Origin of the sequence: Baaleninema sp. (assembly GCF_049974805.1) — a bacterium.
Classification (GTDB): domain Bacteria; phylum Cyanobacteriota; class Cyanobacteriia; order Cyanobacteriales; family Geitlerinemataceae; genus Baaleninema.
On record NZ_JBNGCO010000121.1, the window covers coordinates 1 to 13,343 of the forward strand.

10 protein-coding genes are annotated in these 13,343 nt (G+C 55.5%); 4 read left to right on the forward strand and 6 right to left on the reverse strand.

Annotated features, from left to right (window positions below):
* Window positions 1-155: 155 nt before the first annotated feature.
* The 5 genes from ACP5D4_RS18320 to infC all read right to left on the reverse strand — a co-directional run bounded on the left by ACP5D4_RS18320 (window position 156) and on the right by infC (window position 7,047).
* The gene (locus ACP5D4_RS18320) at window positions 156-1,709 is read right to left on the reverse strand and encodes a tetratricopeptide repeat protein (RefSeq protein ID WP_428013059.1); all 1,554 of its coding nucleotides are present in this window, start codon (window positions 1,707-1,709) and stop codon (window positions 156-158) included.
* A 111-nt stretch (window positions 1,710-1,820) separates the two neighbouring features.
* Window positions 1,821-2,522 (reverse strand): beta-phosphoglucomutase, encoded by a 702-nt coding sequence (gene pgmB / locus ACP5D4_RS18325; protein ID WP_428013060.1) that lies wholly within the window; start codon window positions 2,520-2,522, stop codon window positions 1,821-1,823.
* A gap of 15 nt (window positions 2,523-2,537) precedes the next feature.
* Entirely contained in the window at window positions 2,538-3,023 is a 486-nt protein-coding gene (locus ACP5D4_RS18330; protein ID WP_428013061.1) for a Crp/Fnr family transcriptional regulator, read from the reverse strand.
* Between the two features lie 123 nt (window positions 3,024-3,146).
* Window positions 3,147-6,185, reverse strand: coding sequence for an MFS transporter (locus ACP5D4_RS18335; protein ID WP_428013062.1), 3,039 nt, complete (start codon window positions 6,183-6,185; stop codon window positions 3,147-3,149).
* A gap of 322 nt (window positions 6,186-6,507) precedes the next feature.
* Entirely contained in the window at window positions 6,508-7,047 is a 540-nt protein-coding gene (gene infC / locus ACP5D4_RS18340; protein WP_428013063.1) for a translation initiation factor IF-3, read from the reverse strand.
* Between the two features lie 236 nt (window positions 7,048-7,283).
* On the opposite strand from infC, the gene ACP5D4_RS18345 reads away from it, so the two are divergent.
* From ACP5D4_RS18345 to msrA, 4 genes are all read left to right on the forward strand, one after another.
* Window positions 7,284-8,192 (forward strand): alpha/beta fold hydrolase, encoded by a 909-nt coding sequence (locus ACP5D4_RS18345; RefSeq protein WP_428013064.1) that lies wholly within the window; start codon window positions 7,284-7,286, stop codon window positions 8,190-8,192.
* 248 nt (window positions 8,193-8,440) lie between these two features.
* Window positions 8,441-9,619 (forward strand): N-acetylmuramoyl-L-alanine amidase family protein, encoded by a 1,179-nt coding sequence (locus ACP5D4_RS18350; protein ID WP_428013065.1) that lies wholly within the window; start codon window positions 8,441-8,443, stop codon window positions 9,617-9,619.
* A gap of 89 nt (window positions 9,620-9,708) precedes the next feature.
* Window positions 9,709-10,623 carry a glutamate racemase gene (gene murI / locus ACP5D4_RS18355; RefSeq protein WP_428013066.1) on the forward strand — a complete coding sequence of 305 codons (915 nt, stop codon included), beginning with the start codon at window positions 9,709-9,711 and terminating at the stop codon, window positions 10,621-10,623.
* Between the two features lie 158 nt (window positions 10,624-10,781).
* A complete protein-coding gene (gene msrA, locus ACP5D4_RS18360; RefSeq protein WP_428013067.1) occupies window positions 10,782-11,435 on the forward strand; it encodes a peptide-methionine (S)-S-oxide reductase MsrA in 654 nt (217 codons plus the stop codon).
* Between the two features lie 103 nt (window positions 11,436-11,538).
* On the opposite strand, the gene ACP5D4_RS18365 is transcribed toward msrA, so the two are convergent.
* The gene (locus ACP5D4_RS18365; protein WP_428013068.1) at window positions 11,539-12,627 is read right to left on the reverse strand and encodes a class I SAM-dependent methyltransferase; all 1,089 of its coding nucleotides are present in this window, start codon (window positions 12,625-12,627) and stop codon (window positions 11,539-11,541) included.
* Between the last annotated feature and the right edge of the window lie 716 nt (window positions 12,628-13,343).

Sequence of the window (13,343 nt, forward strand, 5' to 3'; positions counted from 1 at the left end):
AAATGCTTTCTCTAAGAAGCTTTCGAGACTTGCCACCTTAAGTGACCAGTACCCATTCCAACGCAGGATTTCGAGAGATTTATGTCGTTCGTGCGAACGACAAAATTAAAACGACAAAATTAAAACGACAAAATTAAAACGACAAAATTAAACCGTCACCGTTGCGCCAACTCCCGTAACGCCCGTTCTCGCCAGCGTTCCTCGTCCGGGTCGAGGGGGTTCGCCTCCGCCGCGCAAACTTGCCAAAACGCCCTCGCCTCCTCGGGAAACCCGCGATCGCTCCAAATCGCCCCGTACAAACACCGCGCCGCCACCACCTCCTTCGGAGACGCCAACACCTCCTCCAGCAGCGTCGTGGCTTCCGCCGTCGAACCCTGACGGCATCGCGCCCAAGCCAGAGTTGTCAACAGTTCTTCCCGCCCCGACTTCTCCGCCGGAATCCCTTCATCCAACAACGCCAACCCCTGTTCCGCCCATACCACCGCTGTACTGACATCGCCCCCACGCCGCAGCCTCAACTGCGCCAACTTGCGATACGCTACAGGTAAACCGCGCCGCGCCGCCTGTTGGTACAACTCTTCCGCCGCCGCTTCGTCCCCCGCCCGTTCGTAGAGATGTCCCAACATCAACAATGTCGCCCGTCGCTGGGGATCGACGCGCAAGGTCCAGCGCCACCAATCCTCAGCGGCGTCTTGTCGTTCTGCGCGATAGTGATTCCATCCCTGGCGATGCAACCAACCCCCCAGGGTATTTCGTCCCCATCCGTTGAGAGCGATCGCCACCCCCGCCACCGCCGCCGTCGCCGCGATTTTCCGCCATAGTTTCCCCCCCGGAAGCCGATACCGCGTCAGAGGCGAACGCCGCCACACCGGAGGCGTCGCATTGGGATGCTGCACGATCGCCGGAAGCCAACGGTTGCAGGGAAAGCGATCTTCCATGCCCTGCAACCGTTCTCTGGCTTCTCGCACAGAGGCGTGAAATCCCTTTCCCCGAGAAAACGCCGCCAGAAATCCTTCGCCTTCGCGGGTTTCGCTATGTCCGGCAAAAAAGATGATGTCCCAGTGTTTTTCCCATAGTCGATCGTGGATGGCTTGTCGTTGGGGCGACACGAGAAACGTCACCTCTGCCCCCGCTAGGCTTTCGAGAAAACGGCGATCGCTCTCGATATCGATGCCTTCGTCATTGCCCAAAATTGCCAAGATTTTCAATGTGGGGTCTCGATCGGACTGCGGCGACGCCATCGGTGCAATGCCTGTCAGCGGCGCGAAGGTGGCTTCGATGTTCGGGTAGCGGCGGCAAAAATCCCACAGATGCCACGGGAGTTTTCTTAATTCTGACTGGTCGCTGGCGATCGCCAAACGAATTTCGTCGCCGGGATTGAGGGTTTCTCGCAAGCGGCGATCGATCTCGCGGAAACTCTCTGACGCCAGCCACTTTTGAAACTGACGTTCGAGTTCGGCGGCGGCGTCTCGACAGCGATCGCGGGCGTTGCGGTATTCGATGGATTTGGGTTTGAGACGCCTCTGGGGGCCCAAACGGCTGTAGGCGTCTTGCCACGCTTGCAATTGCGCTTGTAGGGCGGGGTTGGCGGGCAGTTTCCCCCGTTCTCTCAACTGCGGTCGTTCTCCCGCCTCGCCGATTTCGAGGATGGAGTCGAACCCTCCATCGATGGAGTTGCCGATTAGCTCTAGAACGACGAGTTTAGCCACCACAGAGACACAGAGAACACAGAGGGTCTGGGATGGGGACTCGCCTGGGAAAGTCCCCATCTCGTCTTTACCATATTTATAAGTAAATGTCAATACCCAGATCGACTCAATTTAGCGATCAACAAATTTCGCGGTGACGTCCGACCAATGCAACCCATCCAAACCGGGAAGCACCCAATGGGCGGCCCCCACCCGTTCCGCCGGTCCGAGTCCCACGACGCGCATTTTCGCGGCCAAAGCGGCTTCGACGCCGGACTCAGCATCCTCGAACACCACGCAGTCTTGGGGAGAGAGTCCCAACTGTTCGGCGGCGTGTAAAAAGACATCCGGGGCAGGTTTAGGGCGATCGACACAGTAAACATTGGTAATGGTGTCGATATCCTCAGCAATTCCCAACTGTTCGATGACAGCGTAAACGTTCTGACTGGCGGAGGCCACCGCCGTTTTAATCCCAGCCGCGCGAACCTCATCGAGGAACGATCGCACCCCCGGTAACAGATGTTCGGAAGTCATCGTCTCCACGAACTCGCGAAAATACTGATTTTTGCGGTCTAACAGGGTTTGAATCGTCTCTTCCGGCAGCCTGCGTCCGTCGAGCATCCGCAGCAGCGAATCCCGTCGCGACAAGCCTCGTAGCGCCTCGTTAGCTTGGCGATCGAACGGAATTCCCTCCTCATCGGCCAGTCGTTGCCAAGTTTGATAGTGAAACTCGATCGTATCAGTTAACACGCCGTCCATATCGAAAATCGCCCCCCGCAGGGCGACCGACGGCACAGAACGAGTAGAAGACATGACGGAAGCAGAAGAATTCATGACGAGGGCAGCAAACTACGACCCCAGATTACGGAGTTCCGCGTCTCTTTGTCTAGCATCTTGCAACCGCGCCTCTTGCAAATTGAGTTTCTGGTTGAGTTCCCGCGTGCGGCGGGACAACAGGCGAATAATATTAATGGCGATTCCCGGCGTTTCGTCGATGGCGTCGTAGAGTTGCTGTTGCGTCAACATCAAGCACTCACAGGGGTCGCAGGTAGTGACGGAGGCCGATCGCGGTTCCGCGTCGAAGAGGGACATTTCCCCGAAACAGGCGCCCTGAGACAGTCGCGCCAGGTCTCGATCGCCAATATGCACCCGCACCACACCCGAGACGACGATATACAGCGATCGACCTTCCTGCCCCTCCGTAAAAATTGTATGGTTGACAGGAAAGGACAACTCGTCCATCACCGAAGCCAAACGCACGAGAAAGTCGTCCCGAAGCTCTTTAAAAATGGGGACGCCTCGCACGAACAACAAGCGATCGACACTGGTAAGCATGGGGCAGAAAGGAAACGAAGAGTAGGGAGCCAAAACAGACACCGCGAACGGAAACGCGCGTTTCCGTTTCGATGGAGCGATATCCGAGGCTTACCGCTTTCTAATTTTACCCTTTCAATTTAGCTAAGCCTTAGACGAACTCAACCCAAACCGCTCCATCAATTCCCGAACTTGAGCCGCCACGAGGGGATCGGGATCGTTTTGCAGTTTCGGGAGTAATTCTAACAGGGCGCGGGGCGAGGCCACCTCCAAATAGGCCAAAACCGCTTCCCGCACGAATCCCGTCGGATGTCGCAAACCCGCCAAAGTCTGGTCGGCGCCGATACTCCACCGCGCCACCCGGGCCACGTGGAAGCAGCAAGCCAGGGGCCAGTCTGACAGGAACAGGCGCAATTCCAGCAAAAACCGCAGGCGATCGCTGGGGGACATCGGTTGATAGTCCACCAATTCCGAAAGATTTTGCAGTTTTTCCGCATCCCCTTGGCGATCGAGAACGCTCAACAGCGATCGCTTACTGGGAATATCGATGGTGTTGTCGAGAATCTCCAACCCTCGCGCCATATACGATCGCGATCCCGATTTGAGGTTAAACGCCGCCGCCTGAATCGAACTGAGGGGATACAAAAACTTCATCAACAAAAACAGCCGTTCCACGCTGTCCGTTTGCAAATCTTGCAACGCGCGGCGCAGCAGTTCGATGGCGTAATCCGCCGTCAAACTCACGTGACCGTTCGTGCGCGGACGAGTCGCCACCGCCTCCGGTTCGTCCGGGGGGATCTCCACCTCCGGCAAATCCACCAACGCCGCGTATAACTGTCCCATAAACATCAACTCTTGGTCGATGAGGATTTCCACCCCGCGCCGTCCCAGGCGATCGAGAACCCCTTCAATGCCCCGTTCTTCGGGCATTTTCAACAAAATTCGCAGGATATTGCGGCGGTTAGTTCCCCAAGCCGTCATCAAATGGGACACCAAAACATCGATCGCTTCCACCGTCCCGATTTCGGCGATGGTACTCCAAGCGTACATCCGCACCAAATCGGGTTTGTGAACATCTTCAGCCAACGCCACCAGGCGATCGAGTACCTCATTATCCAACCGTACCAACGCCTGCATCGCCGCGTCTCGCGTCGATTTATAGGACAGTCCCCGCAACAGAGACGGATAGTACTCCTCCAAATGGGTCGAAGCGATGACCTCCAACAGCGCACAGCGCACCCGCAGCGATTCATCTTGCAGCAAATTGGGGACGTACAGTCGCAACCCTTGCAGAAAATCCGCCTCTCCCAAAGCGCGGGTTCCCATAACCCGTTCCCGTTCCTGCTTGTGAGTTAACATCCGCCGCAGCGCGTTCGTCGCTTCCGCCTTCTGTTCCCGATTTCCCTTCCGCAAAATCAGCGAAGCCGCCGTGGCGCGAACCACCGGGTCGACTTCCGGTCGCAGATAGGGGCGTAACTGTCGCATATCCGGCGTGCGTTCCGTCAACCAGACATAGCGCAACGCCAAGGCTAACACTTCCGGCGGTTGAGGGCGATCGATCAGCCCCCGCACCTGGGGCAAATACTCCGCCTTCGGATGTTCCAGCATCACCTCCAAACTCTGGCGCTGCAACGCTGGCGACAAGCCGGCCAGCAGCGGCGCCAACACTTCCCCGACATTTTTCGGGTCGATTTGCGCCAGCAGTTCCACACAAGAGCGTTTGTCGGCATCGGACGTAGGTTTTTCCAGCGTTTCCACCACCGACCGTTTCAGAACCCGCAAATCCACATCAGAGACGCCCAAGCGTCCCCGTTCCGCACTCGAGACGAGCAACCCCACATAGCGCGATCGCATCAACAAAATGATGGCAATCCAGGCCATGGCCACCAACACCACCAAGAACACAAAAACCGGGCTTTGCAGAGCTTGCCACTGGTCTTTCCCCAAAAAGCGGCGTCCGCCCCAAATCAGCGCCCACATGACCAAACCCGCCACCCCCGTGGCCACCGGTTCCGCCACCCCATTCACGAGAGCTTGCATATTATTGCGCTGAGATTCCGGCAGGGGTTGAAACAGTACCGGCCCCGTCCCTTCAATGAGGGTGTAATGAAACAGTTCGTCAACGAACTTAATGGCGATGACCCCGAGGAACAGGTCGAACCAGCCTCCCAAAGCACTAGAGAGGGAAATCGCGCCAATCAGCACCACCAGCATCGGCAAGATCGACCCAGCGCGAAACACCCCCATCCGTTCCACCACGCGACTGGAGGCGAACCACTGAGTGAGCAACTCAAAAATCCCCAGAATCCCGTTAAAAATACCGACGAAGCTGGCGATTCCGTTGGCTAAATCCACGCCCCCCCCTTGAAATTGCAATTCCAGTTCGCTGTAAAACTGGAACTCGATGAGGACATAGAGAATTTCCACCAAGACGAAGAACGTCACCAGCAGCCAGACGTAAGTTCGCAGCGGTCCTTGGAAGCGGCGGGTGGCGTAATCGGAGGGGTCTTCTTCCTCCGTGCGGCGACTGGCATCGGGGAAAGCTTGGCGGTAGTTTTCGCTGAGGTAAAACAGCAGAAACGCCCCCACGACCAGCATGAAGCAGGCCATCAAGGTGACGTTTCTCAGCCCCACGCGGGAGATGAGGACGGGCAGCGAGAACCCACTAATCACGTCGGCCAAGAGGATGCCGCTGCTAATGATGGGGTAAGTTCGCTTAATTTCGCGAATATTGAAGAGTTGGTTGGCTGTGATCGAGGTATTGAGGTCGTTAAGGATATAGGCCCCATCGATCCACAGCCGCATCGAAAAGACCGTAATCCCGAACAGCAGCGGCAGTTCCAGGCCGACTCGGAACAAGACGAGGGGGAGAGCCATGAGCAGGGCGATGGCCACGATCGCCCGTCGCATGGGTAAAACCTCTTGCAGCCAGGAATAGAAAAATCCCAGCCCCGAACCGATCGCCGAACTAGCGATGTAAATAATCGTCAGGGATTCGGCACCGTATTTATCCAGAAACAAGCCATAGGTGACCGCTTCGAGCCAGAGCAGTCCGATCGACGTGGCCGTGTAAAAGGCGAACATCAGTAGAGTCCGTTCGCCTTCTTCCGGGCGCAGGTTCACCCATTGCAGCACCCGCTGTCCCCAGCCACCTTGGTTGAATTGCCAGTTTTTCAGTTCCATGCAGCGTCGATCGTCCGGGTCAGTCCTTGGGGAGCGAGACTCACTCTGGCTCTGCGGCCAACGGGCATCGCGCCACCCACTTCGGCGAAAAAAGTCCGTTACGCCTTGGCGCGAACGGCTTAAGTTCAGGTTAACAAGAAATGTGCGCTGACAAACGCTTCTGGCCTTTGGGATTGCAGCCACAGGAGGGTCTTTCGGTCGGAGGCGACGCTGAGATCCCTTCGGCGGTTAGGCGCTTCCCTCGATCGGACTCGACGATCGCGTTCGTCTGAGGACTTGCTGGGCGACCGATTCGAGCGAACGCCGCCCCTTCCCCAACGAACTATGTCGATTTCTTAGGCGACAGCAGCATCATCATGCTACGGCCTTCCCGTTTAGGTCGTTGTTGAACTTCCGCCAAGTCCGTTAAGTCTTTGGCCAAGCGTTCGAGCAACTGTTGAGCGAGATCGGTGTGTTGGATTTCCCGGCCTCGGAACATGACCGTAGCTTTGACCTTATCTCCCGCTTTGAGGAAGCGCATCGCCTGCTTGACGCGCACCTGATAATCGTGATCTTCGATTTTGTAGCGCATCTTCACTTCCTTGAGTTCGGAAGAGTGCTGCTTTTTCTTGGCTTCCTTAGAGCGTTTCTCTTGCTCGAACTTATATTTGCCGTAGTCCATGATCCGACAGACTGGCGGATCGGCTTTATCGCTGACCAAGACGAGATCGAGGTCTTTTTCTTCAGCGATTTTCAGGGCTTCGGCGGGGGGCATGATGCCGAGTTGCTCTCCCTCGGTATCGATGGCTCGAATTTTGGGAAAGCGGATTCGCTCGTTGATTTGGGGTAAATCCCGTTGTCGTCTTCTTCCGATTGCAGGCATATGAATTGGTTTGATTTATTGGCTCGATAGGTCTGTAGTTCAGTAAATGTGTGTCAGAGATCGAGAACAGTCGTATTGATATTCTACTCGGAATATTTTCGATCGTATCTAGATTTAATGTAAATTCTCAAATTGCCTGTCGATCTCCGGCTGCGGTCGGGGGTGAAAGGCCAGGTGGGATCGCCTACAATGGGGGAATACGACATTTCGATCGAGAGGACGCTCCCATCACCGCTTTGACTTCTAATCTCGACGTTCCCCAGCAGCGCGATTGGATTTGGCGCGGATGGCAAACCCGCTACGCCGTCGCGCGTCCGAGGGCGGCGTCGTCGTCGCCGATGCCGCTGGTATTGCTCCACGGGTTCGGCGGTTCGATCGACCACTGGCGTTACAACCTGGGGCCGTTGAGCGATCGCCATCCGGTATACGCCTTAGATTTACTGGGGTTTGGCGCGGCCGAAAAAGCTCCAACTCGTTACAGCGTGGAGCTGTGGGCCGAGCAAGCTTACGAGTTTTGGCAACAAACGATCGCCCGTCCCGCTGTGTGGGTAGGTCACTCCATCGGCTCCCTGTCCGTGGTCACGCTGGCGCAACGCTACCCGGAGGCCGTGCGGGGCATGGTGTTGATTACGCTCCCCGACCCGGCGTTACGGCGTCAGGTGTTACCGCCGCCGTTACGGCCGCTGGTGGGGGCGATCGAACGCTTGTTTTCCTCTCCAGTCTTACTCAAACCGATTTTTTACTGGATTCGCCATCCGGAGCGACTGCGGCCTTGGGCGCGGTTCGCCTACGCCGACAGCGGTTCCGTACCGGAGGACCCGGTGGAGGTATTCGCGCCGCCAGCTTTCGATCGCGGGGCATCGGGGGCGTTCTGTCGTCTGGCTCGCGCCTCCAGCGAGGTAGAATTCTGTCCCGACGTGGTCGAGTCCCTGGGAGGTTTAGAGATTCCGGGCTTGTTAATGTGGGCGGAAGACGATCGCATGGTGCCGCCGAAACTCGCCCGTCCCCAGCAATTTCAAGCGGTCAATCCGACTTTAGAATTATTGAAGTTCGATCGCGGCGGTCATTGCGTTCACGACGAACGCCCCGACCTAGTCAACCGTGCGATTCTCGATTGGATTCAACGGTGCGTCGATGTCCGGTAACAGCGATCGCGCGACCGTAAAACGATGGAAACTCCCCTTTTCGATCGCCGTATCCCAGAGCTTCACCCTACTCTGGGTGAAGTTTTTGTGCTATTTTTCAAGCCAGTTTGTCGATCGGTTCGTCGGGCGAAACAGTTCGGGAAAAATCGGCGATGTTTAAGATGCCCTCGTCTCACACGACGATCCTGTTTGTAAGGAGAAATATGGTCAGAGTTCACTGGTTGCTCCCAAGTCTCGCAAGTATGCTCATGGTTTCCGAATTCGGTGCGGTGGCGCGATCGCAAACCGTCGATCGCGCCACCTGGGATCTCAAATCGCTATCGTCTTCGACGCCGACTTCCATCGCCGAAGGCCGCGATTCTCAAGATGCCCCTATCCCTGTCGGCGACTTTCTCCGAGGTGAAAATCGATTCGATCGAGACGCGGACGACCGACAGGAAAACCGACCGAGACAGGTTCAACGCAACCGACAAACCTCCGTTATCGAAGCCATAGAAATTACCGTTGACGGCAACCGCCTGTTAGTCCGCGCCGACGGCGACATTCAAGCCGTGGGCTACTGGGATCGTCGAACTCTGGCCTACCAAATTGAAATTCGCAATGCCCGCCTCGCCTCGGGCTTTCGCGTCCCCAGCGCCCGCGACAGCGCGTCCATTTCCTGGGTACGTGCCGAACAGGCCGACCCCGAAACCGTGATGTTGCGCGTCATGCCCGCCCCCCAAGTATCGGTCAACGGCATCAACCAACCCAGCACGCAAATGCTGTCCCTCGAACTCGAACCCTACAGCATCGAGTCCGCCCCCTTACCCGTCGCCAACCGCCGCAACACCACTTCTTCTTGGGACGATGTACCCCAAATTCCTCAAGGTCAAGTGGTGGTGGTCATCGACCCCGGCCATGGCGGCAGCGACCCCGGCGCTGTGGGCATTGGCGGTCTCAGCGAAATCGATATCGTCAATCCCATGTCCCATCGCATCGCGGACTTGTTGGAGGAAAACGGCGTGGCTGCCGTCTTAACTCGAGAGGACAACCGTACCGTCGAACTCGAACCCCGTGTTCAGTTAGCCAACCGCCTCAACGCCAACTTGTTCGTCAGCATTCACGCCAACGCCATCAGCATGAGCCGTCCCGACGTTAACGGCATTGAAACCTACTATTACCAAACGGGAGGCGATCTCGCTGCCACCATCCATCAAAACCTCCTCCAAGCCACGGGCGGCCCCGATCGCGGCGTGCGAACCGCTCGCTTTTACGTACTGCGAAATACGGATATGCCAGCGGTGTTAGTGGAACTCGGTTTCGTCACGGGGGCTTACGACGCGCCGCGTCTGTCCGACGCTCAGTATCGCGAATTGCTGGCCCAAGCCATCGCGCGGGGGATTTTGCAGTACGTCAACCAGTACTGTCCCGGTCCTCTGTGTCAGTAACGGCGGTTTCTGTGGCGAGAACGGCTTGCCGACGCCTCGCGATCGATCCGCGTCCCTGTTCCTCCGCTAACATCGGTATTTAAAACACCATGACCAACAACACTCGCTCGATCGGGATTTTCGATAGCGGCGTCGGCGGCTTGACCGTACTGCGGGCTGCATACCGACAACTGCCTCACGAGTCGGTTTTGTATTTCGGGGATACCGCCCGGTTGCCCTACGGTACGCGATCGCCCGAGGAGATTTTGCGGTTCGTGCGAGAAATCCTCACCTGGATGGCTAACTGTCAGGTCAAAATGGCCGTTGTCGCCTGCAACACCAGTTCGGCGCTCGCCTTAGAAACGGTACGCCACGAGTTCAATTTCCCCATTTTGGGGTTGATTTTACCGGGGGCGAGAGCGGCAGTCCGGCGAGGCAAGCGCATCGGCGTCATCGCCACCCCCGCCACGGCCAAAAGTGGCGCCTACCGTCAAGCGGTGTTGGAAACCAACCCCTCAGCTCACGTTTGGGAAGTGGGCTGTCCGGAATTCGTGCCGATCGTCGAAGGCAACCGCATTCATCATCCCCAAACCCGTCAAATCGTCTCGAAGTACCTCCAACCCTTGCTCAAACACCGCATCGATACGCTGGTGTACGGTTGCACCCACTATCCCCACCTCGAACCGGTGTTGCGGACGCTTCTACCGGAAACGGTTTCGTTAATCGATCCTGCCGAGTACGTGGTGGCCGCCGCCGCACGAGAGTTAGATTTATTAGGATTGGCAGCCTCGGGGGAATCCAACGAGGAGGGGATGTCGCCGACGCCGAAAACGCGCTTTTGCGTCAGTGGTTGTTCTCAATCTTTTGCCGATTTGTCGAAGCAGTGGCTCGGTTTTACCCCCGAGGTGGAAAAAATCTGGCTTCCAGCGATCGACGCCAGGAACTCGAACCAAGGGACTGAACCAGACCAACCGGAACTCGATGAAGAGTTTGTCTCCCTATCTGAAGCGAACAGCGAACAGTGAACAGTTCGCAGGGGGAGTGACTTGAAAAATCGGCTGTCGAACGGGAGACCGATCGATCGTCAAGCACCGACAATGTATTTTCCCTCTCTCCCCATCTCCCCCTCTCCTCTTCTCGTCCGATAATGTAAAGGAGATACAAGAGACACGCGATCGAAACTATGGTTTTCTTTGGATTCGGTAAAAAACTCAGCCTGCCCAAACCTCAAGAGGCACTCCCCGGACGGGATACGTCAATGCCCGTCCCTGAGAAACACTTCGTTCTCAAAACGCCCTTGACACCTCCCTATCCCGACGGGATGAAACTGGCGATGTTCGGGATGGGTTGCTTTTGGGGCGCCGAACGCCGCTTTTGGCAACTCGATGGCGTGTATTCGACGGCGGTGGGGTATGCGGCGGGTTATACTCCCAACCCCACCTACCAGGAAGTTTGTACTGGGATGACGGGACATAACGAGGTGGTGCGCGTCGTCTACGATCCTGAAAAAATCGATTACGAGATGCTGTTGAAAACTTTCTGGGAAAGTCACGATCCGACGCAGGGAATGCGGCAGGGTAACGATGTGGGAACTCAGTACCGTTCGGGTATCTACTGCTATTCGGAGGCGCAACGCGGACAAGCGGAAGCCTCCCGCAATGTTTATCAGACGGAACTGAAAAAGGCGGGATACGGTGAGATTACGACGGAAATTCTCGAGGCTCCCGAGTTTTACTATGCTGAGGACTATCACCAACAGTATTTGGCGAAAAATCCTAACGGCTATTGCGGTTTGGGGGGAACGAACGTGACTTGTCCGACGGGAATCGGCGTTTAATTCCTTTTTTGGAGTCTTTCGCCTGGAATACCGTCAGACTCTATTAGTGGGGCAACCCAAGGAATCTCCCAGCATACCCGGAACGGGTTGCTGGGAGAGGATGTCAAATTCGCCGCAGTTGCAGCCAGCGCAACTCGACGGGAGGATTGGTTAAGGTAGGAAATAATTCTCGTCCTGTCGCCCAGTTGAGGAATTTATCGGACGGCGGCCAGGCTTCGTTGGGTAGATGTTGGGATTCGTAAGTCACGACGGACTCGTTGCTAATGAGTTGAAGCGGTAAGGATTCGATCGACCCTTTTAAGTCTTCTTCGGTTAAAAGGTAACAGCCCAAGGCTTCTGACAACTCCCGCACTTTCGCTTCGGGTTGGTAATCCCCTTTGGTGAGGAACGCCGCCACTAACAAGACGCCGCCGGGTTGCAAGACGGACGCGGTTTGTTGGAAAAACTGCCGCATTCGATCGATCCCCCGTAAATGGGGTAACACTTCTGAGGCGATCGCTAACTGATATGTCGCTGATAAGGCGGATCGATCGAGTACGTCATTTTCTAAAACTTTCACCGCCAATCCCCGCGACTGCGCCAACTCCATCAGTTGTTTCCTCGCCTGCGGGTTCGAGGGAATTGCATCGACGGGATGACCCCGTTTGGCTAAGGGTAAGCTATTCCGGCCGATTCCCGCCCCGATATCCAACACGGGAACTTGAATCGCTTTTCCTAATTCTGCGGCGATCGACATGGCTTTGGCGTCGGGATAGCGACCGAATCGCGAGGATTTCGCCACGGAAAACGACGGTTGCCCCTCGCTGGGTTGGCTGTTGATGGTGATATTCAAGGCAATACCCCCCGACAACCCCACTTCGGGACGCGCTAATTGATAGGTTACGGTTAAATACGCCTGGGGCGATTCCTCGAACCCCTCTGCCAGTTTTTTCGCCAGTTGCCGTTCGATTGCTTGGATTTCCCCCGATGTCGGGTTTTGTCCTAATACTTTTAAAAACCCCCGAATCAGTTTGACGTACTGTTCCCGCATCGTCGGCATGCAGGGAAGTTGAAAGTCTCCCCGCACGCCAATCGTCGATTGCAGTTTTTCTTTGATGGCTAAGTTTGGGGGGGGCGTCGGCGTTTTGGGTTGGGCTTGGGGCGTCGGTTGAAGTGTCGGATCGAGAAATAAGGAGTTTTGTGTAGAATTCATCGGTTTGTCTGTATGGGGCGATCGATCTGTCTATCTCTCCATACAGATGACTACCCTTTTCAACCGGGTTAATTCACGGGTGATTCACGGGTGATACTCCAGATCCCCGGGATCTCGCGCCGCAACTTCTCCCTCGGACAGGACTTTTCTCGCTGTTCGATCGTTTGACTATTGACTAAAAAATCAACTTAGTTGGCACAATTCCATTATCTTAGATTAACAATATAATATCCCCAAAATTTACCGAAGTCAAGACTAAAAAAACGCCGCGAGCGGCGAAAAAATCGATTTTTAAAGTAACTTCTAGAATATAACTCTATTTTGGTCTATATTAGGCTCTCTGTCAAGAGATATTTGACGGTCTCCCTCGGACAGGACTTTTCTCGCTGTTCGATCGTTTGACTATTGACTAAAAAATCAACTTAGTTGGCACAATTCCATTATCTTAGATTAACAATATAATATCCCCAAAATTTACCGAAGTCAAGACTAAAAAAACGCCGCGAGCGGCGAAAAAATCGATTTTTAAAGTAACTTCTAGAATATAACTCTATTTTGGTCCATATTAGGCTTTCTGTCAAGAGATACGTCAGAACAAGACCGTTTTTTGTAGCGATCGAATCAACGCTGAAACCCGGCATCTCAAAGAAGATGCCGAGTTTCTCAAGTAAAACTTTCGGTAGCTTGGAATCCCCGTCGCTTTAGCGCGGGGAGGA

What these genes read in the sequence shown, in the direction of transcription:
- pgmB (WP_428013060.1), bottom strand. Translation starts at nt 2,522, where the DNA reads ATGAATTCTTCTGCTTCCGTCATGTCTTCTACTCGTTCTGTGCCGTCG.
- ACP5D4_RS18330 (WP_428013061.1), bottom strand. Translation starts at nt 3,023, where the DNA reads ATGCTTACCAGTGTCGATCGCTTGTTGTTCGTGCGAGGCGTCCCCATT.
- ACP5D4_RS18335 (WP_428013062.1), bottom strand. Translation starts at nt 6,185, where the DNA reads ATGGAACTGAAAAACTGGCAATTCAACCAAGGTGGCTGGGGACAGCGG.
- infC (WP_428013063.1), bottom strand. Translation starts at nt 7,047, where the DNA reads ATGCCTGCAATCGGAAGAAGACGACAACGGGATTTACCCCAAATCAAC.
- ACP5D4_RS18350 (WP_428013065.1), top strand. Translation starts at nt 8,441, where the DNA reads ATGGTTTCCGAATTCGGTGCGGTGGCGCGATCGCAAACCGTCGATCGC.
- murI (WP_428013066.1), top strand. Translation starts at nt 9,709, where the DNA reads ATGACCAACAACACTCGCTCGATCGGGATTTTCGATAGCGGCGTCGGC.
- msrA (WP_428013067.1), top strand. Translation starts at nt 10,782, where the DNA reads ATGGTTTTCTTTGGATTCGGTAAAAAACTCAGCCTGCCCAAACCTCAA.
- ACP5D4_RS18365 (WP_428013068.1), bottom strand. Translation starts at nt 12,627, where the DNA reads ATGAATTCTACACAAAACTCCTTATTTCTCGATCCGACACTTCAACCG.